Here is a 24,926-nt window from a genome sequence, read left to right as displayed (position 1 = left end):
GAGTAGTTATAACCGCGCGAATTTCCGCATTTTAACGATTGCTTGTATACGGTGGTTAGTCCAATTTTTTACCGTTTACTACCACATTTTTCACTTCAAACCCTTTTACAAAATCTGGTTCGAAATCAGCTTTTGCTGCACGAATATTCAGATTTTCGAAGGTAAAGTCTGAAAGTCTATCATGCTCTGTGATCGCTACATCAAAAAATATTTCGCATTCCAAGTCCATATTTTTCATAGTGATATGATCGGAGTAGGAAAGCGGTACTTCCTCTTTTCCTTTGAGATCAAAGAACTGAGTCCACGGCTTAACATAAATGAAGCTGCGAACTTTTCCCGTAATATTCTCCAGAGTTATGTATTCATAATGCTGCGGGGTGTCTGGGCGCATTTTCAGCCACAGTAATCGAACAGCATCCTGCACTTTGATATTCCGCATGATCACATTCTTGTTGTGAATCGATTCGCTTCCATTAGTTAGCGCACCATGGCAAAATCCAAATTCGCTGTCCTCTATGATGATATTCGTGTTTTCCCCGTTGTTTGGATCCTCATCTGCCCATGGACCTTTACCGCCCTTGAGCGCTATGGCATCATCATTTACGGCGAGATAGCATCCTTTGATCAACACGTTTGATACTATATCTAGATCAATGGCATCGGTGCTTGGAGCCTTCACAGGTTCATGAGGCGAAGTGATCGTGAGATCGAGTAATTTGATGTTTTTGCATTGATAGTAATGACTGCTCCAAAAACCTGCATTGATGAGGCTTACATCCTGAACTTGAACATCATTACTTTTCCAAATGAATACTAAGCGTGGTCTTGATACTTCCAGATTGGTACAGTTCGGATCCTCTTTTCTTCTTTGCCAGAAAGCCTCCCAGAATTTTAGCCCATTTCCGTTGATTGTTCCATGTCCAGAAATTGTAAAGCCATCGACTCCGTAGGCATTTACGAGAGCAGCATAATAGTCCAAGTTTTGACCTTCCATTCGTGAGGGAATCAAAGGATAATGAGCGATATCGTCCGAACCTTTCAATACCGCACCTTCTACTACATGCAAATGCGTATTAGGTTTGAAAAATAGAGCACCGCTTAAAAACGTTCCTTTTGGTACAATCACCACTCCACCAGTTTGTGCTGCTTGATCTATTACTGCTTGGATTTGCTGCGTTTGTAAAATGCTACTATCATTCTTTACTCCGAAATCAGCTCAACACATATGGCTTGCCTAAGTCTTCCAATTTGACTTTGGAATAGTCATGAAACCATGAAGATATTGGCGTTCCATCTGGCCAGTATTCAGTAGATTGCTGTTGAGCAAAGGCAGTCTGAAATAACAATAGCATATACAAACATGCCGAAAGTAGGGTCCGCATTTAGGGTTTATTTTTTGATTAGTTATCTAGAAAATGATAGTCAATTTACAAGATTAGTATAAAACCTATCTTTGCTATCAGGTAGTGTCCTGTGAAAAGGTGCTTATTTGCTGCACACCTTGTCATTCAACTGTCGTAGGCGTCATTAGTCCTGCATGCTTAATACCAATGAAACTGCGTAAACAAAAAAAAGCGACCGGGAATCTAATCTTAGTCGCTTTTTAGCTAGTCCATTTTCAGGCTAATCCTCTGAAGTGAACTCTAAATTTTTAGCAGAATCTTGATCGAGGTACCAGGTGAGTTCCTCACTAGATGGTTTAACCAAGGATGCTGGATAGTTGGCATAGTCCCCTTCCAACATGACAATTTCTTTCACCTTATCCGCTTTGTTCGCTCCAGTGACAAGGAAGGCAACTGCTTTGGCGTTATTCACAATTTTTCCTGTAATCGTCACACGCTTTTGCCCGGAATCCGGATGAACTGCGACCACGCAATTCTCTTTCGCGTCCCATAATTCAATATTGTAAGGAAAGATAGAAACCGTATGTCCATCATCTCCCATACCTAACATGACCAAGTCAAATTGTGGAATACCGTTGACTATGGGTAATTCACTTTCTAAGACTTCGCTATATCGAATTGCTTCTTCCTCAGGGTCATTTTCTCCCAAAACCCGAAAGATATTTTCCTCCGGCATATCAATTTTGGACAATAGATGATCCACTGTCATTTTGTAATTGCTTTCAGAGTCAGTAGGAGGAACACAGCGCTCATCACCCCAATAAAAATTGATATTATCCCAAAAGATTTCCTCACCGAGCTCCTCAGCGATGTAATCAAAAATAACTTTTGGAGTGCTTCCGCCTGAAAGAGCCACATGGATTTTTTCTCCAGTATCAGACATGTCTTTGAGCATGTATGCAAATTCTTCTGCAAGGCTTTCCTTGGAACTTGAAACGATGATATTCATTTTGGGATAGTTTTCTTAAAAATACATTAATTCAAGGCTTTCAACTTAGAGAATGCAGAAGCCAGTTTCGTCGGTAAGACGTTTTCCAGGATTTCTCCAGCCAAAATGCCCTTCAAACATATCGTCTGAATTTCTTGGTCCCCAAGTTCCTGCTGCATAGCCATAGGTTGGAACATCCTCATTTTGCCAGTATTTCAAAATTGGGTCCACGAACTTCCAGGCAGCTTCTACCTCATCAGCACGAGCATAGAGAGTTGCATCTCCTTGCATGGCATCCAGAAGCAATCTTTCGTAGGCATCCATAATCTCTGCAGAGTCCAGATCGGAATAGTAGAAATCCATATTTGCCTGCTCCACATGGAAGCCTAGGCCAGGGACTTTCACTCCAAATTTGATCAGAATTCCCTCGTCTGGCTGAATACGAATGATGATTTTGTTGTCTTTTTTATAGGCATCTTGGCTTTTGAAAACCTCATGCGCTGGAGACTTAAAGTGGATTACCACTTCAGTCACTTTTGTCGGCATATACTTAGCTGTTCGCACGTAGAATGGCACATCTTTCCAGCGCCAGTTGTCTACAAAAAACTTAACTGCAGCAAAAGTTTCTGTTTTAGAATCAGGATCAACTCCATCCTCTTCTCTATAGCCTTTTACTTTTTCACCGTTGATAGTCGAAGCTACATATTGGCCCTTCATGGTATGCCTTGAGAGCTCTTCATCACTTGTCATTATTCGAAGTGATTTCAGCGCCTTGACTTTTTCATCACGGATTTCTTCGGCGCTTGAGTTGATTGGCGGCTCCATCACGATCAGTGATACCACCTGAAGCAAATGGCTTTGGAACATATCCCGAAGTGCGCCAGACTTATCATAATAGCCTCCACGCTTTTCTACGCCTACGGTCTCGGCATTGGTGATTTCCACATGATGAATGTATCTGCGGTTCCAGGTAGGTTCGAAGAGGGAATTGGAAAAACGAGTAACCAATAAGTTCTGGACAGTTTCCTTGCCCAAATAATGATCAATTCTATAGACTTGAGGTTCATTAAAATACTTGTGCAAACCTGCATTCAACTCCTGGGCAGTTGCCAGACTGTATCCAAATGGTTTCTCAACAATGATTCGTTTCCATCCATTTTCTTCCGTTGTAAGACCCGCTTCGCAAAGATTCTTGGCTATTACTTCGTACAAACTTGGAGGTGTGGAAAGGTAAAATATGTAATTATGGTCACAGCCTTTTTCTTCGTTCAGCTTTTTAATTCGTTTAGCTAAACCATTGTATTTGCTATCATAATCGTCTCCTAAATCTTCATAAAATAGCTTTTCTGCAAAAGCTGAGATGTAGTCTTTTTCTTCCTTACTGATTTTATCCTTCAAAAACTCGCTTTCCTGAACTACTTTCTGACGGAATTCCTCATCCGTCATCGCACTTCGGCTAGCACCCAAAACCACAAAATTTTCTGGAAGATGCTTTCCCTTATAGAGGTTATATATTGCCGGAACCAGTTTTCGTGCAGTCAAATCACCTGACGCACCAAAAATTATAAGCATCTGGTTTTGTGTTTTTTTCATTTCTTGAGGCGTATTTTTATGGTTTTTGTATCAAAACCCTGCTTTGGGCGGTCACAAATTTATCAATCTTACTAGAAAGCCAACCTTCAATCCATTAATTTTGGAGGCAATAGACGCAAAAATAACCCATATTTATTTCTAACCTTGCAAGCTGGTAGGCTTAGAAGCAAATTTGAAAAACAACAGAAAGAAACGATGGAGTATAAGAATTACGATTTTGGATTAGTTGGCCTTGGAGTGATGGGGCGAAATTTTATTTTGAATGTTGCTGACAATAATTTCAGTGCCTTTGGATATGACTTAAGCGAAGCTCAAGTGAAGGCTATGGAAGTGGAAGCTGAGGGCATGGACAATGTGAAAGCTACTACGGATGTCAAGACTTTTATTCAGGCTTTATCCACTCCGCGGAAAATCATGCTTCTAGTGCCAGCTGGAAAAATCGTAGATAGTGCGATAGAAAACCTACTTCCGCTTTTAGACAAAGGTGATATCATTATAGATGGCGGAAATTCATTTTTCACGGACACAGATAGAAGAGAAGCTTATTTGAAAGAGAAAGGAATTCACTTCTTTGGATCTGGAGTTTCTGGTGGAGCTGAGGGTGCGAGAAAAGGCCCTAGCATCATGCCAGGTGGGGACAAAGAAGCTTACGAATATGTGAAGCCAATTTTCGAAGCAGTTTCTGCAAAATACAAAGGCGAACCATGCGTGGCTTACCTAGGTCCAAAATCAGCAGGTAACTATGTGAAAATGGTTCATAATGGCATAGAGTACGCCATGATGCAGCTGACTTCAGAGATTTACGATTTGCTGAAAAAGTCCTGTAATCTATCGAATGAAGAACTTCACCAAGTTTACGACACGTGGAACAAAGGCCGTTTGCAATCATTTTTGGTAGAAATCACAGCAGAGATCTTCACCCAAAAAGATGAGTTGACTTCAGCTGATTTGGTGGATATGATTTTGGATAAAGCCAAGCAAAAAGGCACAGGTAAATGGACTTCTCAGAATGCGATGGATTTGGGAATTCCTGTTCCAACCATTGATATGGCTGTGAGTATGCGTGAGATTTCTGCCTTGAAAGACGAGCGAGTTCAAGCGGACGAATTGTATACTCGACCAGAAGTTGCTCATATCAAAGAAGATTTAATCGCACAGGCAGAACAGGCCTTATATTTCTCCTTTATCATTGCTTATGCACAAGGATTGCATCAGTTGATGTACGCTTCCAAGGATTACGGCTATGATTTGGATATGTCCACCATTGCTAAGATTTGGAGAGCAGGTTGTATCATCCGTGCAGGATTGTTGGCCGATATCGCGGAAGCTTATACCGCAGATAATTCCATCCCGAACCTTTTGCTTTCGCCTTCTTTCGTTCCTAAAGTACAAGGTGCATTACCAGCAGTTCGTGAGGTAGTTGCTTTTGCTGCGAAAAACGGAATTCCTGTTCCGGGACTATCTTCAGCATTGAGTTATTTTGATGCCTATACCTCTACAAAACTTCCACTAAACCTGATCCAGGCTCAGCGAGATCACTTCGGATCACATACCTACGAGCGTACTGATCGTGAGGGAATTTTCCATACGGAATGGGGGAAATAGGAGTTGGCAGATTTTAGAGATCAGTTTTCAGTCACAGTCTCCAAAACTACTAGTATCAATAATACAAAAGTTCGCTAGGAGTATTGGCGAACTTTTGTGTTATCATAGTCGCTAGTCCTGCTTCTGGAGAAGCAGGACAACAGCTACAAAATATCTCCTTGTGCTCTCTGCGAAACCTCCGTGTTCTCTGCGGTTAAAACCGCTCTGCTGAAAAGCAAAAAAACCTCCCGATCGCTCAGGAGGTTTTTGCATTTATATACCGGACTATAATTCTTAATAGATCACTTTTACCATGCTCGTGATGACAGAAGCCATACGGATGGATTCGAAGATTCTTTCTTCAGTAGTTCCCAATTCGATTAGGTGATTCTCGTGAGAAGCCACGCACATTTGGCAGCCATTTACAGCAGAAACTGCCGTAGAGATCAATTCGAAGAACTCTTTTCCTAACACAGGATTCATCATAATGTTCATGCGAAGTCTGGCAGGGATTTGACCGTACTTTTCCTTTTCCACAAAGTGGCGGAATCTGTACAATACGTTATTGCTGCTAAGCAATGAAGCACAAGCTACTGCTTCACCGATCTCGGCAATAGTAGCTTCGTTTTCCTCGGCTAATTTTCTAAAAAATACCTGAAGGGGATTGTTTGCCGCGTTAGCTGCAAGTGCCAAGCCCATCAAAGCAACTTCCTTTTGGTTTAGCTTATCCCCTTTGAGGATAGTCTTGAAGTTAAGTTTCAAATCTTTCACATATCTGGAATCAGCATCGCCCAGATTTCTCAAAGATTCATTGGTAAATTCTTCATTCAAGCCAACTACCTCTAATAGTTCGGCTACTGATTGATTATTAGTTAATACTTCCATGGTGTCAGATTAAGGTTTGAAACAAGCAAAGGAGACCTTGAGACCTCCTTTGCTGCTATTAGGTTTGAGATCTGAATTAGTTCAGGTTCAAGGTAGCTTCCCCTTTTTCCCAGTTGCATGGGCAAAGCTCGTCAGTCTGAAGCGCATCAAGTACTCTCAATACTTCTTCTACATTTCTTCCTACAGAAAGATCGTAAGCAGATACCCAACGAACGATTCCTTGAGGATCGATGATGAAAGTAGCTCTGTAAGCGATTTTTTCAGATGCTTCCAGGATACCTAGCTCTTCTGCAAGAGACTTAGAAGTATCGGCTAGCATTGGGAACTTAAGATCACGAAGATCTTCGTGGTTGTTTCTCCAAGCTAGGTGAACAAATTCAGAATCAGTAGAAGCTCCTACCAATACTGCATCTCTATCTGCAAATTCACCTGCGTTATTGTTGAATTCAGCAATTTCAGTTGGACATACAAAAGTAAAATCCTTTGGCCACCAGAACATCACCATCCACTTGCCATCGGCAGTGTGAATATCGTTGCTGATCGTCTTGAATTCTTGTCCTTTTTCTCTAGAAACTACTGCGGTTTTTTCGAAGGCTGGGAATTCAGCTCCCAAACCAAGCATACGGCTTGTCATAATATTGTAAGGTTTAGTTTTCAAATTTGTTACACAAAGTTGTCTCACATTTTCTCATTAATCAAATTAATAATTGTTATCTCTTTATAACTTTGAGTTATATGACACTGTATCAATTAGAGTATATCGTCGCCTTAGATAATCACCGCCATTTTGTGAAAGCTGCTGAAAGCTGCCATGTCTCCCAGCCAAACTTGACTACGCAGATAAAAAAATTGGAAGAAGAGATTGGAGTCAAAATTTTTGATCGCGATGCCAAGCCGGTAAAACCCACAACAGCTGGCGAGCAAATCCTTCTAAAAGCCCGCCAAATTCTTAGTGAAGTGGCCGATTTAAATGAATTTGTCCAAGATGAAAAGGAGTCTTTAGATGGCACCTTTACCATTGGGGTGATTCCCACGATTGCCCCTTACTTACTTTCGCTGTTTTTGCCAGAATTTGTCCGGGCAAATCCAAAGACAAAACTGAAGATCCGGGAGCTTCAGACTGTGGAAATCATCTCAGAACTTCAAAAAGGCACACTGGACATCGGGATTTTGGTTACTCCGGTTGAGGAGAAATCCATTCGGGAGATTTCACTTTTCAATGAGCCATTCTTGCTCTATTTACCAAAAGATCATCCGCTTTGTAAAAAATGGCATATTACCCCGTCAGTTTTGGATCCAAATCAAATGCTGGTTTTGGATGAAGGACATTGTTTTAGAGAGCAGACCTTAGCGATCTGCGAAAGTGATAGAACTAGGAATAACTTTGGTTTTGAATATCAAAGTGGATCGATTGAATCTTTGATTCGATTGGTGGACAAAGGAGTTGGGTACACACTTGTACCGGAGATGGCAGTCCTGTCTGAATTTGGGAATGAAAGAATCCGAAGATTTGACTCTCCGGAGCCCGTTCGTGAAATCAGTCTCGTTGTACACAGTAGCTTTACCAAGGAAGCTTTGATCGAAGTTTTACGAGCAAGTATACTAAAATCAATCCCAGAAAGATTTCAAAAGATAGATCAATACATCAAAGTAAAATGGCGTTGAGACAGCAAATTTTGGTTTAGCCCACTTTCAAGCGAAGTTCCCCTTGTCTTTTTACCACCTTCAATTCGAAGTGTTGGTTGATAAAAGCTTTGCAATGATTTTCTGCCCATTCCGCTCTGGATTCGGTATCAAAAAGTAAAGTCATTCTAAGCATGGTTTTCACATACTGCTCATAGATCCCAAGCTCACGGGCATAAACTACCAAAGCAGCCGACCAATCCTCTTGAAACTTCTCCAAGTGAGTTCTTCCATCAAAAAGCATTTCCAATTGATTATCTCCATGCTTATAGCGATAGATACCACAAAGTTGACGGTAGATTAAGCGAACCCGATCTCTAGGGAATTCGAAAGTATCAAGTATCTGAACATAAGTCTCATCCATCAACTGAAGCGGATTATACAGGGACGTATAAGATAGCTTCAATTCAAAAACCATTCGATCAATTAGTTCTTCTTCAAGCACAGACTGTGCCTGACGAAGGATGTAATTTTTGTCTAATGGAAAGAGTTTTTGGATCATGCTGCGCAAAAATACGAAATTATCTTTTTAGGATGGTTTTAAATTATGCTTTTTGCTCGATGCCCCGTGCCTTTTCCAAACTTCATTATTCGAACTTCAACATTTTACATTTATTATTAAAAACCTTCTCCAGAAGAAGAAACTACTAAGGCTGTCTTTGCCTTCGCTCAGGCAGACACCAGACATCCAACACCCGACATCGGGCATCCGGCACCCAGCATCTCACCCCCAATCTGCTGGTCTCCTCGCTTCATACTTTTCAATCTGATCTAGTAAATCCACTGGATCGTCCGAGACAATCAGTAACTCATCCTGCTCAGGGTACATGAACCCTTCTTCCATTGCATGGCTCAAAAAAGCTAGGAGTTTATCATAATACCCATTCACATTATAGAGTGCCAGAGGCTTCTGGATGTAATGAAGTTGGTTTAGCGTCATGATTTCAAAAAGTTCTTCCAGCGTGCCTATCCCGCCCGGCATTGCAATAAACGCATCACCTCGCTCTGCCATCAGCCATTTTCGATCCCGCATAGTCTCAACTATGATAAGTTCAGTACATCCTCGGTGTGCTACCTCTCGATCTACCAATTTCTGGGGAATGATCCCTAATACTTCCTTTCCAGCTCCAAGCATTTCATCCGCGATCACACCCATCAAACCTACTCTTCCCGCTCCATATACTAGTGAGTGATCCCGTTTGATCATTTCCTGAGCAAGTGCTTTTGCTCCTTCTTCATAAACTGAACTTTTGCCTTTTCTGGATCCGCAATAAATGGTGATTTTCTTCATGATTTTGATCAAACGTGAAATTCGAAATTACATGTTTCTATTTTTTAATTCACAGGCATAAGGAAGGTTTTACAAAAGCTTAATGGTACTGAATGAAATGGTGTTTGGGATTAGAATTGAATATAAAAGTTTTCAAAAGTATCCTGAAAAGCGTCTTCATTGATAGTAAATACTCATATTGAGTCCGCCTTCGCTCTTCTAGCCCATCAATCAAGGGAATTATATTTAATGGTATCATGGCAGGTATTCATTATCCACTATTTTTGAGGTATGAAAATTTGCTTTGCTACAAACAACCCGAAGAAAATTGAAGAAGTAAAGGCTGCCCTGGGTGATAGCTTTGAAATTGTATCATTGAAAGATATTGGTTGTCTGGATGAGCTCCCTGAGACTGGCGATACGCTGGAGCATAATGCTTTTCAGAAGGCAAAGTATGTCAAGGAGCATTTTGGGGTGGACTGCTTTGCAGATGACACAGGGTTGGAAGTAGATGCGTTGGAAGGCGAACCAGGAGTTTATTCCGGGCGCTATGCCGGTGAGCCTAGAAGTGATGAGCGAAATATAGATCTCTTGCTTAAAAAGCTTGAGAATACTTCATTGAGAACGGCTCGATTTAAGACGGTCATTGCGCTTTTGCTTGGTGAGGAAGAGTACAAATTTGAAGGAGTTGCTGAGGGAGAGGTTTTGCGAAGCAGAACTGGAGCAGGAGGATTTGGATATGATCCTGTTTTTCTTCCGACGGGATATTCAAGATCTTTTGCTAGATGAATTTATCCGAAAAGAACGCAATTTCTCATCGCGGAAAAGCCGTCGCTGAGCTTATTTCCTTTTTGAGCCATATATAATTCTGTAAAAAGAAGAAAATCACCTTAACTTTGCCTCATGCAAAAACCATTCATCGTCGGTATCACAGGAGGATCAGCTTCAGGGAAAACACTTTTTTTAGAGCGATTGCTTAGTTCATTCGAGGCTGGTGAGGTTTGTCTGATTTCTCAGGATAATTATTACAAGCCGAGAGAGATGCAGCCGATAGACGATCATGGAGTTCATAATTTTGATCGGCCGGAAAGCATAGATTTTGAAGAGTATGCAGCTGATATCCGTAAAATTCAGGCTGGAGAAACGGTTTACAGAGAGGAATACACTTTCAATAACGCAGCTAAAAAGCCAAAAATGTTAACTTTTTCCTCAGCACCTGTGGTAGTTGTGGAAGGGATTTTTGTGTTGTATTACCCAGAATTGGCTAGTCTTCTAGACCTTAAGGTTTTTATAGATGCCAAAGATCACATTAAGCTGAAGCGAAGAATTATTCGTGATAAAGTGGAACGCGGATACGATTTGGATGATGTGCTGTATCGCTATGAGCAGCACGTGATGCCTACTTACGAGAAATACATCAAGCCATTTATGAACGATGCCGATTTGATCGTCCCTAATAATCATAATTTTGATAAAGCACTCGAGGTTATCCGCACCTACTTGCGTGTTAGGACATCTTAATTATACTGTTAATTGCCTGATTTACATCATTTTGTTCTGAATTCGTAATCCATATTCAGAAAATCTAAGATGAGAAATGGTCAATTTAAATAATTGGCTATATTTGCGCCGCATGAAAGCAACAAAACGAAATAGCAACTTATTCCAACAGCGCATTACTGTGATGCTGGCTTTGCTGTTCTGTTTATTTATTTCAAGCGTAGAATATGTACCTGAAAATGTTGCTGTAGTCAAAGTCGAAAAACAAGACAAAGCTTCCTCAAATGATCAGGAGCAAACTTTTTTAAATGTGGCGGTGGATGCCGTGGTCCCATTTGTAGTTCATGTATCTCACAGCTTACTTTACCTAATTCAGGATATCGTAAGATTTGATGGAGGTACATTCATCACCGAGTCCACCTCAGTCTTTCAAGCAAACCAGCTCGTAGAAATACTTTTTGAGCGAATAATATCCACCAAAGGACCCTGATTCCAAGTACATCCCGAATCATCCAAACGCTTACCTTTTTATAGGTTAAGCTATAAATCTGTATTTACAATCAATTAATAATTTCAATTTCTCATGCAAAACAAAGGTGTCATTGTGTTTTTGACAGTGATTGTTACAGCATTATGCTTGTACTATCTGTCATTCACATTTGTATCAAACAATATCCAAAAAGGGGCTCAGGAATATGCGACTGACGCATCTGGCAACGTGGATTTTTCTAAAAGACAAAGCTATCTTGATTCTATCTGGAGAGCTCCGGTTTACAGCTTCTTAAGGGGAGCCGATCAGGCTTTCCGAAGAAAGTAAAGGAAACCGAACTAGGATTAGGTCTTGACCTTCAAGGCGGTATGCACGTTACTTTGGCAGTTTCCCCGGTGGAAATCGTAAAAGGACTTGCTGGTAATCCTAAGGATGCGGCTTTCAACAAATCTGTAGAAGAAGCTCGTGAAGAAGCTAAGACTTCGACTGCAAAATATGTGGATCTATTCTATGCAGCTTTTCAGAAGGATAGCCCAGGTCAAAAATTGAGCGGAATCTTCGCTACTGCAGCCAATAAGGAGGCCGAATTTCTTTGGAGTCTTCTGATTCTGAAATTTTGGAGATCATCGATAACGAGATTGAAAACGCAATCGAGCGTTCATTCAACATCCTTAGAACTCGTATTGATAGATTCGGTACTTCTCAACCAAACATTCAGAGAATTCAAGGATCTGGTCGTATCCAGATCGAATTACCAGGTGTTTGATAATCAGGAAAGAGTAAGAAACTTGCTTCAAGGCGTAGCAAAGCTACAGTTTTGGGAAGTAGCTGAAACAAATGAAATCGGTGCAGCGCTAGAAGCTGTGAATAGTGCCTGGGTAGCTGCCAATCAATCAGCAGAACCTGCAGCTGCAGACACTGTATCTACAGAAAATCTGACGGGTGAGGATTCTCTAAGAAATGCCTTAGAAAAGCAATTGGCAGAGATCGATCCGTCTAGATCTGGTGATAACAGTGTTTCTCCTCTCTTCAGCTTACTTAAGCCTAATTACGGACTAGCATATGAGCTTCGTGATACGATGGCAATCAACCGTATCATCAAAAATGCGGATGACAAAAACCTATTACCAAGAGATATTAAGCTCCTGTGGGCAGTTAAGCCTTTCGAGGCAGAAGATGGTACTGAAACGTTGGAGCTTTTTGCAATTAAAGCTGAAAGAGGAACTGGGACGAAGCACCCCTTGAAGGTGATGTAGTGACTGATGCTCGTCAGGCTTTGGATCAGACTTCCAGACCTGCAGTGTCCATGCAGATGAATGCAGATGGTGCTAGAAAATGGAGAAAATTAACTTCTGAGAATATCGGAAGACGAATTGCCGTGGTATTAGATGACTATGTTTACACCGCTCCGGTAGTAAATGGCGAAATTCCTTCAGGACAATCTGAAATTTCCGGCAACTTCACCCTACAAGAGGCTCAGGATTTGGCAAACATCCTAAAATCAGGTTCTCTTCCAGCTCCTACGCAAATCGTAGAAGAAAGCATCATCGGTCCAACCTTGGGTAAAGAAGCATTGAACCAAGGTTTGATCTCCATGGTGGCAGGATTAAGTATTGTGGTGTTATTCATGATGGCTTATTATTCAAAAGGTGGCTTGGTAGCTATCGCAGCATTGGTGTTCAACATCTTCTTTATCTTAGGTATCCTGCTAGTTAGGAACTGCCTTGACCTTGCCAGGTATAGCAGGTATCGTATTGACGATAGGTATGTCCATTGATGCGAACGTATTGATTTTTGAACGTATCAAAGAGGAGCTTCGAAATGGCGTTGGCTTGATCGCTGCGATCAATGCAGGTTACAACAAAGCTTTCTCAGCGATTCTCGATTCAAACGTAACGACTTTCCTTACAGGTGCTATTCTTTATGCATTAGGCCAAGGCCCAGTAAAAGGTTTTGCAATCGTATTGATGATTGGTATTGCTTCCTCCTTCTTCTCTGCTGTATTTATCACTCGAGTGATTGTATCTTGGATGAGTAAGAAAGGCGATAAGAGCTCCATCAGTTTTGCGACTCCATTTGCAAAAAATTCATTGAGCTCATTGAATCTTGATTTCTTGGGTAAAAGAAAAGTTGCTTACCTTATTTCCTCTTCCATCATTGTGATTGGATTGGGAATAGCTGCTGTGAATGGCTTGAAATTCGGGGTTGATTTCACAGGCGGACGTTCTTATATCGTTGCATTTGATGAGCCAATGGCAGCTTCAGATTTAAAATCAGGTTTGGATAGGGAGTTTGACGGATCGGTAGAAGTGAAAACTTACGGTTCAAACAACGTCTTGAAAGTGACAACTTCCTATTTGGTAAACGAAGATGATGCTGAATCTAACCTAGAAGTTGAAAGTAAAGTGAAAGAAGGAATTGCCTCAGTTACTGGACTATCATTTACTGAAGATGCTGAAGCTTTAGCTTCAGGTCAATTTGCCATCACAGGTTCTTCCAAAGTAGGTGCTACAGTAGCGGATGATATTAAAGCATCTTCCGTTGAAGCTATGGTTGTAGCATTGATTGCGATATTCCTATACATCTTGCTGAAGATTCCGTAAGTGGCAATTCTCCTTGGCGTCTATCATTGCCTTGATTCACGATACCTTATTTGTGATTGCAGCCTTTGCTATTGCGAGTGCTTTTGGAGCTACATTTGAGATTGATCAGGTGTTTATTGCAGCGGTATTGACAGTGATTGGTTATTCTATTAACGATACCGTGATTGTATTTGACCGTATTCGTGAGAATATCGAAAGCAGAGGAACACATAAATTGGTAAAAGTTCTTCAATGACGCAATCAATCAAACCTTAGGCCGTACCTTGATTACTTCATTTACTACGTTGATCGTAGTGATTGTCTTGTTGATATTTGGTGGTGAAGTGTTGAGAGGATTCTCATTTGCATTATTTATTGGTGTATTGGTAGGTACTTATTCTTCTATCTACATCGCTACGCCAATTGTAGTGGATTTGATGAAAAGAGAAATTCGAAAATGAAACTGCTTCGAAAAGAAGCTAAAAAGCTTGCTTAATTCTCCAGAATAGCAGCGTTTTTTTAAAGGAGCGGGTAGTGTACTCGCTCCTTTTTTATTGTCTTATAGGAGATAAAATCCTTATCTTTTGGGGAATTATTTCTACAGCTTTTAATTATCTAAAATTTTTACAAACGTAATTTTACATGAAAATTTCAAAAGAAGACTTCGAAAGTATGAAGTTAAAGTATAGTAAGGAAGTGAAGAAGGGAAAGCCAGCCAAGGACAAAAAAGGCAAGGATAAAATCGACCAAACAAATTGGATTTTTTTCAACAGAGAAACTCTAGAGGGTTTATTGGCAAAAGCTGATAAAGATCCTAAAAAAGGAGGTATTCAGTTTTATATCACTGAATATACAGAAGAAGTAGCAGCTAAATATCACCCAAACGAAGTGGAACAATTAACGGGTGCTTTAACTGTAGTAATGAGAGCGGCTAACCTAAACGAAGATCAAATTACCTTGGAAAATCCCGAAGAGGATTATCAAAACAATGGTGTATTATGCCCTCCATATTGTGATCCAGAACCAACTGATTCCTAAGTATGGAAAGTAAATTTTGGCATGCTTATGTAAATTACTATACAATTACGGTGGATGTCCTGCTTTTAATTGGAATCTATTTCTTCTTGAAACTGCCGAAGGAGAAAAAGGCCAATAGTCTCTATTGGCTTCCTTTAGTGATTTTGGGCTTTTCTGTTATTTATGAGGCCTTAGGAGGATATGTCAATTCCAATTTCGAGTTTAAAAAAGCTGTAAATGAATTCTTAGGAAACACCGAAAATCCCATGTATAATATTTGGTTATACAACATTTCCAATAAACAAATCACTACAGTTCTGTTCCTGTTTTTAATTAAAATATGGATTGAACCTTCCAAGAAAAAATACATCAATTGGATGATTTCTATATTTTTGATCACAGCTGTAGTTTTTCAACTGACAGGCGTCGAACCATTGTATTTAGATCAGCCTTTTATTGCAGCTTTGGCTGCTAATATAGTTTTGGTTAGCTGTGGATTATATTTTATAGGAATGATCACCAATGATCACTATTTAGATTCCCATCCGCTTAGATTAATCTCTTTTTGGCAAACTACCATACTCTTATTCACTTATTCCTTGATATATATAAACTCCGTGGCTCGGATCTATATTTTTGGCATTAGCAGAGAGTTAGCAATTAACATGGCAAATATTGATAGAGTTTTAGGGATTTCTGTTAGAGCAATGCTCTTGTTGATAATTATTTCTCCATTTCTTAATAAGGTATTTGACAGAGAACCATTCTATGTGCCTAGTCGAAAATCCGATTTAATTTCATGATTATTTTAGGGTTGAAACTTGAGTTGTTTTAAGTGGTATTTGGCAAAAATTTAAGACCATTTAATCCAGCATTGACTTATGGACAGTAGATTGTTGGAGGCATTTAACCACTGGTTCACCATCTCCTCAAACCTATTAGTGATGGTGGGATTGATTTTTTTTATCAAGCTACCCAAGAGTCAGAAAACCAACATTAAGTTTTGGTTTCCATTTATTATTTTGGCGTTTACAGTTTTTTATGAGAACCTAGGTGCTTATACAAACTATAACTTTGAGTTTAAAAAATCAGTTAATGCCTTTTTAGGAAACATTGAATTTCCACGGTTTAATCTATGGCTTTATAATGTTACAGAAAGGCAGATTGGTGCATTGCTTTTTTTAGGACTGATCAGGATAAGGTTGGCTCCTTCCCAAAAGAGATATATTACCTGGATGATGTATGCCTTCTTAGCCGTTGCCTTATTTCTTCAGCTTACAGGCATGGAATTGCTGTATCTACATCAACCCATCATATTTGCTTTAGGTGCAAATATGATTTTAATTGGATGTGGCCTTTATTTCATTGGAATTATCACCCAAGAGCAATATTTGGAAAGCAATCCATTGAAACTGATCTCCTTTTGCCAGATGACATTTATTATGTTCACATTTTCTTTGTCATATATCTCCTCCGTTACTTTGTTATACCTATATTTTGTCAACCCTGTGTTAGGTAAATTCCTCCAGAATATTGGCAATTTTATGACCTTAATGAATCTGGGAGTTTTGACACTGACTATTGCCTCTCCTTTTTTGCCAATACAATTTGAAAAAGAACCATCTTATGAATCCAACTGAAGACCAGATTTACGTTATCATTTTTGCCACCTTATTTCTGGGTGGGATCATGTCCACTTTCGTTATTTCCATGGTTTTTATCCACAGACAGCGGCAGGTACAAAACCGTCAAAAAATGGATCAAATCAAATCTGAGCATGAAAAAACCTTATTAAATATTGAAAATGAAATCCAACAGGAAACTTTAACATATATAGGTAGAGAGCTGCATGACAACATAGGTCAATTACTTTCTCTTGCTAAGCTGAACTTTGGTTCTCTCAAAGAAAACAAACGGGAAGAAGGGAAAGAAATCCTTAGTCAGGCTATTCAAGAAGTGCGTGGATTATCCAAACAACTGAATCTTGATTGGGTAGAAACGCTTAGTATCAATGAATTCATAGCCCAGCAATTGGAGAGGATTCAAAATACAGGCTTCTGTGAAGCGTCTCTAGAGGCTGATTTGGAACTATTGGATTTACCCAAAGACCACAAACTTGTGTTAATTCGAGTAATCCAAGAATCTCTCAATAATGCGATCAAACATGCATCTCCTGATAAAATTCACGTTAGCATCTATGAAAATGGGAATAGTAAGCATATCTTAATCAAAGACGATGGAAAAGGCTTTGATACTTCCCGAGACTCGCAGGGCAGTGGAATGTTCAATCTCAGGAAAAGAATGGAGACTATTGGGGGGCAATTTGAACTGAATTCTGTTATTGGGAAAGGAACAGAAATCACTTTAACCTTGCCAAATTAGATTTTAGGATATAATTTGAAGTTGAATTACCCTGAAGTACTAATCTCCCCTACCAATGATCAGGATTGCCCTGGCTGATGACCACAAATTATTTGCAAAAGGAATTGAAGGAATTCTCGAAGAAGAGGATGATCTTTTAGTTACCGATATATTCCCCAATGGCAAGGAGCTATGCAATTATCTGCAAGATAATGAGGTAGATGTGGTTCTTACCGATCTGAATATGCCAATCATGGATGGCTTTGGAGTTTTGGAATATTGCAAAGAAAACTTACCCCATCTAAAGGTGATTGTCCTTTCGATGTACGATGAGGAGAAGATTTACAAAAAATGCATCGATCAGAGGGCTGATGCCTTTATACTAAAAGATGCTGATCCGGATGAGTTAATTTTTACTATTCGTGAAGTTTATGAAGGTCGCCATGTATTGAATTTTGACCGAGTAAAAAAACAGGCTCTACAAGGTGCATATTTTGATGCATTCCGCTCCCGCTATAAACTTTCGCGTCGCGAAACAGAAATAATTCATCTGATCAAAGATGGTATTCAAAATAAAGAAATTGCTCAAATGCTCAATTTGAGCAAGCAAACTATAGAGACCCATCGCAAAAACATCCACTTGAAGCTGCAGGTTAGCTCGAGAATCGAGCTGGTGAATAAGGCACATGAAATGAATATTTAATTATGAGTAATTCTATAAGGACAGCTATCGTTGGCTTCGGCTCTGTAGCTGAAAAAATGCATGCACCACTTATTGATGTGTGCCCAGACCTTGATCTCGTAGCATCAGTTGAGCGACGCACCAATCGATGTGAGGAATTGTATTCAGGTGTGACTACGTATAGAAGTCTTGAGGAATTGCTTGATGCTGACGTCGCGGATTTAACTGTGATTACTACTCCGAATGAGTTTCATTTTCCAATGGCCATGCAATGTTTGGATGCTGGAAAGCATGTGGTGGTGGATAAACCCGTGACAATCTATTCCCACGAAGCCGAGGCTTTAAATAAGAAGGCAGACGAAAAAGGGTTGATTTGCTCAGTCTTTCATAACCGTCGCTACGATGGAGACTTCATGACCTTGCAGAAGTTAGTTCGAGAAGGAGATCTTGGGGATTTAGTCTATTTGGAATCACATTTTGATCGTTTTCGCCCTGATGTTTCGGAAAATTGGAGAGAGAAAGAAGTTCCTGAAAATGGAATAACCTATGATTTAGGTGCGCATTTGATCGATCAAGTTGTATTGCTTTTTGGTTTGCCAAACTGGATTCAGGCTGATATAAGAAAGCAAAGAAAAGGTGCCGTTGCTGACGATTACTTTGATATTACGATGGATTATGGTTCGCTCAAAGCGAGAGTAACTGCTGGAGCTTTGGTGAATGCGCCGACTCCTAAGTTTTTACTTTTAGGGAAAAATGGTTCCTATCAAAAGTTCGGTTTGGACGTGCAAGAGGCAGAATTTAAGCTAGGTAAAAAACCGGAAGGGCCTGACTGGGGTGTGGAAACTGAGGAGAAGTGGGGGAAATTATTCCTCAGTGAGGAAATTAAACTTTACGAAACAATTCCGGGAGATTATAGAATTCTTTACCAAAATGTAGCTGATGCTATTCTGAAAGGTTCTGATTTATTTATCAAAATACCTCAGGCTATCAGCGTTTTGAAGATAATTGAGGCCTCTTTTTTAAGCTCAAAGAGATAAACGTACAATTACAAAGGAAGAAGGGAATTGGTAAGGAATTAAGTTTGGCTCTTTTATGGGGTAGGGGAATAGAAATAATCTAATACACCATGAAAAAAGTATTCTTATTAGTATTCACAGTTTTTGCATTTATCTCGATTTCACAAGCCCAAGTTTCAGTAGGTCTTAATTTTCAGACTTCAGATACATTTATTACAGTTGGTACCGATCCAGATAAAGAATTCTTCGGAAGAAGCTAGACTTGGAATCGGCCATGATATCGGACTGGAATTGATGGGCGGCTATGACTTCGTTCGAAAAAGCGGAGTCAATGCCTATGTAGGGGCAGGCCGTGCATTGCCGGGAGACCATCACCACAAGCATCATGACGATCACAATGATATCTATGTTGCTATCCCTGTAGGCGTATTGATCAAACCGTTTAATACCAAAAACCTAGGCTTTTTGATAGAAGCAGCTCCGGTTATAGCAAACCATAACGATACTTATCTAAGAGGAGGAGTAGGAGTAAAATATACCTTTAGATAACACACATAACCACCAACCAACCAAAAAAAGAGTCGGCCCGAGAAGGGTTGACCTTTTTTAAGTTTTTAAGGGATATTACTTATTGTTTAGGAAAAAAGAGATGCCAAGGTTTAGAGTGGTTGCATCAAGATTAAATCTCCAAGAATTTGTCGGTCCTGAAGTGGAATAATCCTCTGTTTCAAGAGCACTAATATGAGTATATGCAAAGAAATTTGTTGATAGCTCAATTGCTAGCCAGTTTTTTGGGAAAAATGCTAAACCAGTAGATAGACTACCAGTAAAACGAAATTGTGTATTAGTAATAGATGTAGGCTCTGAATTACCATCAGTCTGAGAATTCTCATTCTTAGACCAATTTGGACCAAAATCAATTCCACCGAAAGCAGAAAATTTATCCGATAGAGAGAGATACTTCTTTGCAAAAACAGAACCTCCAAAAATATAATTAATAGTTTCACTACTCCTTAGAGGGTTTGAGTTATTGATCTCGATTTTTGACTTATAAGTATTTGCCAAAAATGATACCCCAACTATCCAGTTTTCAGCAATTGAGTAACCTATTTTAGGTTCAATTCTAAATTCCTTATACCTCCTGTTATTTGTATTTTGAGTTTGATAATAATAATCTTCTGTATTGCCGCTACTATAATTCATGCTTCCTCCCAGCATAATACTTCCTTTTTGGATCTGGGCATTAGCTGCAAAAGTGAAGAGTTGAAATACGAGTAAGCCAAGTAAGAATCTTTTCATTGGTAAAGGATTTAGTTTAGGTTTCAGAGTTACACGATATCTATAGTTTTTTAGTTACAGCATATTCTTCCAAACCCTCAAGACTTTCATTTTTCTACGTGAATTCATTCATTTTCCCTATTTTTGCGCCTATGGCAAAAACAGAAACTCCTGCGGAAAACGCGCAATTGAAAGATATTATTTCCCATGCCAAAGAGTATGGATTTGTTTACCCTAGTTCTGAAATCTACGACGGCCTTCAGGCTGTTTATGATTATGGTGCTTATGGGGTTGAATTAAAAAATAACCTGAAGAGGCTGTGGTGGGAAACCATGACAAGAGTTCAGGATAATATCGTAGGGATCGATGCAGCGATTTTTATGCACCCTACCACTTGGAAAGCTTCCGGTCACGTAGATTCATTCAACGATCCTATGATTGACAACAAGGACTCCAAGAAGCGCTACCGTGCGGATGTTTTGGTGGAAGAGCATGCTGCAGTTTTCGAAAGAGCTGGCGATATAGAAAAAGCAAATGCATTAACAGGCGCATTGGCAAGATTACTTGAGGCTGAGGATTTAGATGGAGTAAGAGATCTTATCATCAATGAAGGCATCAAATGCCCCATCAGCGGTACTTCCAACTGGACAGATGTTCGTCAGTTCAACCTGATGTTCTCTACGCAGGTTGGTTCCGTTGCTGAAGATTCTACTACGATTTATCTAAGACCTGAGACGGCTCAAGGTATTTTTGTGAACTTCCTGAATGTGCAGAAAACGGCAAGGATGAAGGTTCCTTTTGGAATTGCTCAGATCGGAAAAGCTTTCAGAAATGAAATCGTAGCCCGCCAGTTTATCTTCCGTATGCGTGAGTTTGAGCAGATGGAGATGCAATTCTTCGTCCGTCCTGGCACTGAGTTGGAATGGTACCAAAAATGGGCTGATATGCGTATGAAGTGGCATTTGGCACTTGGAACTCCTACCGAAAAGTTGAGAAAGCATGATCACGAGAAGTTGGCTCACTATGCTAATGCAGCGATGGATATCGAGTTTGATTTCCCATTTGGATTCAAAGAAGTGGAAGGTATTCACTCCAGAACTGATTTTGATTTGAAATCACACCAGGAGTTCTCCAGAAAGAAGCAGCAATACTTTGATCCTGAGGTGAATCAGAATTACATTCCTTATGTGATCGAGACTTCTATAGGAGCAGACAGATTATTCTTATTGACACTTTGTAATGCCTATACGGAGGAAAATAAAGAAGAGAAAAGCAGAACTTATTTAAAGCTTCATCCAGCTATCGCACCAGTGAAGGCGGCTGTACTTCCAATTACGAAGAAAGACGGCTTGCCAGAAAAAGGAAAAGAAATCGTAGAACTATTGAAATACGATTTCAATATCATCTATGAAGATGCTGCTTCTATCGGTAAGCGCTATGCGCGTCAGGATTTGATAGGTACACCATTCTGTATCGCTGTGGATCATCAGACTTTAGAAGACAATACGGTTACTATTCGTCACCGAGATACTACTGAGCAGGAACGAGTTCCTATTTCTGAGCTTCATGGCAGAATTGCTGAGGCAACTAGCTTTAGAAGAGTATTCGAAAAGTTATAAAAATCGAAAAGGCATAAAAAAACCTCTGAGAGTAATCTCAGAGGTTTTTTATATTTTAAACTTTTTCTTCAAGTGAGTCTAAGAGGATAGATTTTACTGCAGAATTTAAATAATTAAAAGCCTCTCTTTTAGACTCTGGTACGTCTTCATCACTTATTGAAAGGAAAAGAAGATAAGAAACTGGAACATTAAGTACATCACTGATTTTCTGAAGTGTCCCTTTTTGAGGGAAAGATAGATTTGTTTCTATCTGACTTAAGGCGTTTACAGAGATATTACATTTTTCAGCAACATCCTTTTGACCAAGACCTTTTTCCTTTCTAACTTGCTTTATAGCAGCCCCGATGTTCATATATTTAAGATTTACGGACCGAAATCTAGAAATTTTGAGAATTCGTGTCCTAATTTGAGAATTGATATAAATACTTTCAAAAAGTCGTCATAATTTGAATTTTCGTCATTAAGTATATCTAGTAATTGTTTTTTATCTTCTTTAGATAAATTACAGGATTGTATTTTTCGTATTAATTTTTGATGTTTTTTCATAATTGAAACTAAAATTTATTGCAGAAATAATTTTAGCTTCTCGTATAGATTTTACCATAAATGAGAAGCTGTTAAAAGGGAAAGCTTCATGTTTATGGTCTTCTTCCGAAGAAAAAGTGTGGTAATTTCCAAAGTTGATTAATGCAGAAATTTGATCTCTTTTATTCAAATCAAATATTTTGCCTATTGATTTTAACCTTAGTCTTAATCTTAAAAGTTTACTCGTATTAAAATATTTCTTATACACTGGAGAATATTCCTGATAAACGGATATATAAAAATGGCTTCTAATTAGAGTTTCATCTAATTCAAATTCTAAAACCCTTTCAAGGGTAATTTCATTAATAACTTTATCCCAACTCTCATAATCAAAGCCATTGTCAAAATGACTAAAAGGTGAGAATTCGGGTATGAATCGCGAATAGAATTTTTTATGAAGATCCTCTCGGTTAGGGGAGAAGGTATGTCTATTTTTTTTGGTGTAGCTAAATGAATCTTTGACTGATCTTACATAAAAATCAGATATTATGTCGATATGTGAACTATCTAGGATAAAGTTTGGCGAATTATAAGCTTCAACTCCGGATTCTCTAAGAGCCTTAATTAAATCCTGAATTAGAATACCGATTCTGCTTGATACTTCAAATATCCGTAATGGCTTATTGTTTTCCATTCCATTTTAATTTATGAACAAATATAAGAGCAGAAATCAATAAATACAAGTGAAAGATGTAATATAATTTAATAATGTGATTTATACTTCGTTTTTAAGGAGATTCAAATTCCGAAAATTGCAGAGTGGTGAACTTATATATTTCGCTTTACCCACAAAGCACCATCCCGCTCATTTTTAAGTGTGGAGTTATCTATATATCGAAATACGAATTGGTCTATCACCTCATCGGCTTTGGCTACAATGATTTTTTCTCCTCTTTATTTTAAAAGTGGTTCTAAAGATAATGTCCCCACTTGGAAGGATATCTGCAATTCCATCAGGAGAAAGTGTCAGGGTGCTCGCGCAACCTAATTCAGGATTATCGGCTGGATTACATCCTTCAGGAATGTAGGTATAGGTTCCTAAGATCTCCGGCTCGTCTATTTTTTCACAGGAAAAGAAAATTAATCCTAAAAGAGAAAGCAGTAGTAAGTTTTTCATAAAAAAGCAGTTAGGTATATTATTCATACGGAACTGATAGCTCGCCCGCTACAATCGGCCTAACTTTTTTAAAAATTCCTAGTTTAGGGTTTGAATAGAGTTTCATGACTAAGAAAGCACTCATCATAGGTTCGGGAATAGCTGGTATTGCAGCTTCAATAAGATTAGCGATAAAAGGCTACCACGTTGAAGTGTTTGAAGCTAACTCGTATCCTGGCGGAAAGCTTTCTGAAATTGAAATAGAGGGCTATAGATTCGATGCTGGGCCTTCACTTTTTACACTTCCTGAGCAAGTGGATGAGCTCTTTCTGTTGGCAGGCAGGCGGCCTGAAGATTACTTTGCATATGAAAAATTGGATGTAACCTGCCAATACTTTTGGGAAGACGGAACAAGCTTGAAAGCTTATGCTGATCTGGAACAATTTGCTGAGGAAGTGCAAACCAAGCTTGGAGAGCCAGCATCAAGCATTCGTGATTCACTCAGACAATCAGCCTTTATTTACGACAGTTTAGCTCCACTATTTATGAACCGCTCGCTTCATAAATTGGATACCTGGACTAATCCCCAAGCATTGAAATCCTATATGAAGATGGGAAAGTTGGGGATTTTCTTACTATGAATGAGGCGAATAGAAAGCAATTTTCTCATCCGAAATTGGTGCAGCTATTCAATCGATATGCTACTTATAACGGGTCAAATCCTTTTGAGACACCGGCGACGCTGAATATTATTCCTCACTTGGAATGTAATATTGGGGCATTTTTCCCAAAAAAAGGCATGCATGATATCACGCAAAGTCTTTATAAGCTTTCATTAGAACTTGGAGTGAAATATCATTTTGGCCATAAAGTGGAAAAGATCTGGGTAGAAAATGGCGAGGCAAAAAGGTATTAGGGTAAAAGGGAAGGATGAGTTCGCGGATCTGGTGGTGAATAATATGGATATGGTCAATGCCTATAAGACCATTCTGAAAGAAGAGAAGCAACCTAAGCTTTTACTCAAGCAACCAAAATCTAGTTCTGCTCTTATTTTCTATTGGGGAATAAAGCGGGATTTTCCTGAGTTGGATCTGCATAATATTTTCTTTACGGATAATTACTCCTTGGAATTCGAGCATATTTTCAAACGCGGTACGATCTACGACGATCCCACGATCTATGTGAATATCACTTCTACGCATATAATACCGACGATGCTCCAGCGGGATGCATCGAATTGGTTTACCATGATCAATGTTCCTAATAACCAAGGTCAGGATTGGGATAAAAAATGATTGAAGAGGCCAAAAGAAACATTCTGCACAAACTTAATCGTACTCCTGAGAACTGATGT

Annotated in this window: 27 protein-coding genes and 2 pseudogenes; 17 read left to right on the top strand and 12 right to left on the bottom strand. The window is 39.3% G+C overall.

What is annotated here, in order from left to right; genetic code table 11:
• Positions 1-55: 55 nt before the first annotated feature.
• The 4 genes from AC0L6R_RS22885 to zwf all read right to left on the bottom strand — a co-directional run bounded on the left by AC0L6R_RS22885 (position 56) and on the right by zwf (position 3,924).
• Positions 56-1,156, bottom strand: coding sequence for a rhamnogalacturonidase (locus AC0L6R_RS22885; protein WP_473273409.1), 1,101 nt, complete (start codon positions 1,154-1,156; stop codon positions 56-58).
• A 55-nt stretch (positions 1,157-1,211) separates the two neighbouring features.
• Positions 1,212-1,382, bottom strand: a complete 171-nt coding sequence (locus tag AC0L6R_RS22880) for a hypothetical protein (RefSeq protein ID WP_473273290.1) — start codon at positions 1,380-1,382, stop codon at positions 1,212-1,214.
• 241 nt (positions 1,383-1,623) lie between these two features.
• A complete protein-coding gene (pgl, locus tag AC0L6R_RS22875) occupies positions 1,624-2,352 on the bottom strand; it encodes a 6-phosphogluconolactonase (protein ID WP_473273289.1) in 729 nt (242 codons plus the stop codon).
• Positions 2,353-2,397: 45 nt separating this feature from the next.
• The gene (zwf, locus tag AC0L6R_RS22870; RefSeq protein ID WP_473273288.1) at positions 2,398-3,924 is read right to left on the bottom strand and encodes a glucose-6-phosphate dehydrogenase; all 1,527 of its coding nucleotides are present in this window, start codon (positions 3,922-3,924) and stop codon (positions 2,398-2,400) included.
• Positions 3,925-4,119: 195 nt separating this feature from the next.
• Between zwf and gndA the strand changes: the two genes are divergently transcribed.
• Positions 4,120-5,529, top strand: coding sequence for an NADP-dependent phosphogluconate dehydrogenase (gndA, locus tag AC0L6R_RS22865; protein WP_473273287.1), 1,410 nt, complete (start codon positions 4,120-4,122; stop codon positions 5,527-5,529).
• Between the two features lie 273 nt (positions 5,530-5,802).
• Here gndA and AC0L6R_RS22860 read toward each other — a convergent pair whose 3' ends face one another.
• Entirely contained in the window at positions 5,803-6,393 is a 591-nt protein-coding gene (locus tag AC0L6R_RS22860; RefSeq protein WP_473273286.1) for a carboxymuconolactone decarboxylase family protein, read from the bottom strand.
• Positions 6,394-6,469: 76 nt separating this feature from the next.
• Positions 6,470-7,027: a peroxiredoxin gene (locus tag AC0L6R_RS22855; protein WP_473273285.1), complete on the bottom strand. Its 558-nt coding sequence runs from the start codon at positions 7,025-7,027 to the stop codon at positions 6,470-6,472.
• A 101-nt stretch (positions 7,028-7,128) separates the two neighbouring features.
• On the opposite strand from AC0L6R_RS22855, the gene AC0L6R_RS22850 reads away from it, so the two are divergent.
• The gene (locus AC0L6R_RS22850) at positions 7,129-8,058 is read left to right on the top strand and encodes a hydrogen peroxide-inducible genes activator (RefSeq protein WP_473273284.1); all 930 of its coding nucleotides are present in this window, start codon (positions 7,129-7,131) and stop codon (positions 8,056-8,058) included.
• Between the two features lie 16 nt (positions 8,059-8,074).
• Here the strand turns inward: AC0L6R_RS22850 and AC0L6R_RS22845 are convergent, their stop codons facing one another.
• Both AC0L6R_RS22845 and AC0L6R_RS22840 read right to left on the bottom strand, forming a co-directional pair.
• A complete protein-coding gene (locus AC0L6R_RS22845) occupies positions 8,075-8,578 on the bottom strand; it encodes a hypothetical protein (RefSeq protein WP_283412166.1) in 504 nt (167 codons plus the stop codon).
• 222 nt (positions 8,579-8,800) lie between these two features.
• Positions 8,801-9,367 (bottom strand): LOG family protein, encoded by a 567-nt coding sequence (locus AC0L6R_RS22840; RefSeq protein ID WP_473273283.1) that lies wholly within the window; start codon positions 9,365-9,367, stop codon positions 8,801-8,803.
• Positions 9,368-9,637: 270 nt separating this feature from the next.
• Here AC0L6R_RS22840 and AC0L6R_RS22835 point away from each other — a divergent pair.
• The 11 genes and pseudogenes from AC0L6R_RS22835 (at position 9,638) to AC0L6R_RS22785 (ending at position 19,543) form a co-directional block, all read left to right on the top strand.
• A pseudogene (locus AC0L6R_RS22835) lies at positions 9,638-10,212 on the top strand (non-canonical purine NTP diphosphatase).
• Positions 10,213-10,249: 37 nt separating this feature from the next.
• The gene (locus AC0L6R_RS22830; protein ID WP_283412169.1) at positions 10,250-10,867 is read left to right on the top strand and encodes a uridine kinase family protein; all 618 of its coding nucleotides are present in this window, start codon (positions 10,250-10,252) and stop codon (positions 10,865-10,867) included.
• A gap of 112 nt (positions 10,868-10,979) precedes the next feature.
• Positions 10,980-11,336, top strand: coding sequence for a hypothetical protein (locus AC0L6R_RS22825; RefSeq protein WP_473273282.1), 357 nt, complete (start codon positions 10,980-10,982; stop codon positions 11,334-11,336).
• A 93-nt stretch (positions 11,337-11,429) separates the two neighbouring features.
• Positions 11,430-14,379: pseudogene (gene secDF, locus AC0L6R_RS22820) on the top strand (protein translocase subunit SecDF).
• Positions 14,380-14,560: 181 nt separating this feature from the next.
• Entirely contained in the window at positions 14,561-14,956 is a 396-nt protein-coding gene (locus AC0L6R_RS22815) for a molecular chaperone DnaK (RefSeq protein WP_283412172.1), read from the top strand.
• Between the two features lie 2 nt (positions 14,957-14,958).
• Positions 14,959-15,738 carry a histidine kinase gene (locus AC0L6R_RS22810; RefSeq protein WP_283412173.1) on the top strand — a complete coding sequence of 260 codons (780 nt, stop codon included), beginning with the start codon at positions 14,959-14,961 and terminating at the stop codon, positions 15,736-15,738.
• Between the two features lie 78 nt (positions 15,739-15,816).
• On the top strand, positions 15,817-16,575 hold the full coding sequence (locus AC0L6R_RS22805) for a histidine kinase (RefSeq protein WP_473273281.1): 759 nt from the start codon (positions 15,817-15,819) through the stop codon (positions 16,573-16,575).
• Positions 16,562-17,317: a sensor histidine kinase gene (locus AC0L6R_RS22800; protein WP_473273280.1), complete on the top strand. Its 756-nt coding sequence runs from the start codon at positions 16,562-16,564 to the stop codon at positions 17,315-17,317. The genes AC0L6R_RS22805 and AC0L6R_RS22800 overlap by 14 nt, the downstream gene beginning before the upstream one ends.
• Positions 17,318-17,372: 55 nt before the next feature.
• A complete protein-coding gene (locus AC0L6R_RS22795) occupies positions 17,373-17,999 on the top strand; it encodes a response regulator (protein ID WP_473273279.1) in 627 nt (208 codons plus the stop codon).
• Between the two features lie 2 nt (positions 18,000-18,001).
• Positions 18,002-19,015, top strand: a complete 1,014-nt coding sequence (locus AC0L6R_RS22790) for a Gfo/Idh/MocA family oxidoreductase (RefSeq protein WP_473273278.1) — start codon at positions 18,002-18,004, stop codon at positions 19,013-19,015.
• Between the two features lie 198 nt (positions 19,016-19,213).
• A complete protein-coding gene (locus AC0L6R_RS22785) occupies positions 19,214-19,543 on the top strand; it encodes a hypothetical protein (RefSeq protein WP_473273277.1) in 330 nt (109 codons plus the stop codon).
• Between the two features lie 75 nt (positions 19,544-19,618).
• Here the strand turns inward: AC0L6R_RS22785 and AC0L6R_RS22780 are convergent, their stop codons facing one another.
• Positions 19,619-20,293 carry a hypothetical protein gene (locus tag AC0L6R_RS22780; protein WP_473273276.1) on the bottom strand — a complete coding sequence of 225 codons (675 nt, stop codon included), beginning with the start codon at positions 20,291-20,293 and terminating at the stop codon, positions 19,619-19,621.
• 131 nt (positions 20,294-20,424) lie between these two features.
• Here AC0L6R_RS22780 and AC0L6R_RS22775 point away from each other — a divergent pair, with 131 nt between their 5' ends.
• Positions 20,425-21,891 (top strand): glycine--tRNA ligase, encoded by a 1,467-nt coding sequence (locus AC0L6R_RS22775; protein WP_473273275.1) that lies wholly within the window; start codon positions 20,425-20,427, stop codon positions 21,889-21,891.
• A gap of 55 nt (positions 21,892-21,946) precedes the next feature.
• On the opposite strand, the gene AC0L6R_RS22770 is transcribed toward AC0L6R_RS22775, so the two are convergent.
• From AC0L6R_RS22770 to AC0L6R_RS22760, 3 genes are all read right to left on the bottom strand, one after another.
• Entirely contained in the window at positions 21,947-22,243 is a 297-nt protein-coding gene (locus AC0L6R_RS22770; RefSeq protein WP_339874889.1) for a helix-turn-helix domain-containing protein, read from the bottom strand.
• A 150-nt stretch (positions 22,244-22,393) separates the two neighbouring features.
• Complete coding sequence (locus tag AC0L6R_RS22765) at positions 22,394-23,110, bottom strand: hypothetical protein (protein WP_473273274.1); 717 nt, start codon at positions 23,108-23,110, stop codon at positions 22,394-22,396.
• A gap of 225 nt (positions 23,111-23,335) precedes the next feature.
• Complete coding sequence (locus AC0L6R_RS22760; RefSeq protein ID WP_473273273.1) at positions 23,336-23,593, bottom strand: hypothetical protein; 258 nt, start codon at positions 23,591-23,593, stop codon at positions 23,336-23,338.
• A 104-nt stretch (positions 23,594-23,697) separates the two neighbouring features.
• On the opposite strand from AC0L6R_RS22760, the gene AC0L6R_RS22755 reads away from it, so the two are divergent.
• From AC0L6R_RS22755 to AC0L6R_RS22745, 3 genes are read left to right on the top strand one after another with little or no spacing between them, the layout of a single operon-like run.
• Positions 23,698-24,213, top strand: coding sequence for a phytoene desaturase family protein (locus AC0L6R_RS22755; RefSeq protein ID WP_473273272.1), 516 nt, complete (start codon positions 23,698-23,700; stop codon positions 24,211-24,213).
• On the top strand, positions 24,210-24,488 hold the full coding sequence (locus tag AC0L6R_RS22750) for a phytoene desaturase family protein (protein ID WP_473273271.1): 279 nt from the start codon (positions 24,210-24,212) through the stop codon (positions 24,486-24,488). Before AC0L6R_RS22755 ends, AC0L6R_RS22750 begins: the two co-directional genes overlap by 4 nt.
• Positions 24,466-24,867, top strand: a complete 402-nt coding sequence (locus tag AC0L6R_RS22745; protein WP_473273270.1) for a phytoene desaturase family protein — start codon at positions 24,466-24,468, stop codon at positions 24,865-24,867. Before AC0L6R_RS22750 ends, AC0L6R_RS22745 begins: the two co-directional genes overlap by 23 nt.
• The last annotated feature ends 59 nt before the right edge of the window (positions 24,868-24,926 follow it).

This window comes from Algoriphagus sp. 10J20-15, assembly GCF_055809615.1.
The sequence above is the reverse complement of the archived record's forward strand: the minus strand, read 5'-3'. Positions and strand labels throughout refer to the sequence as shown.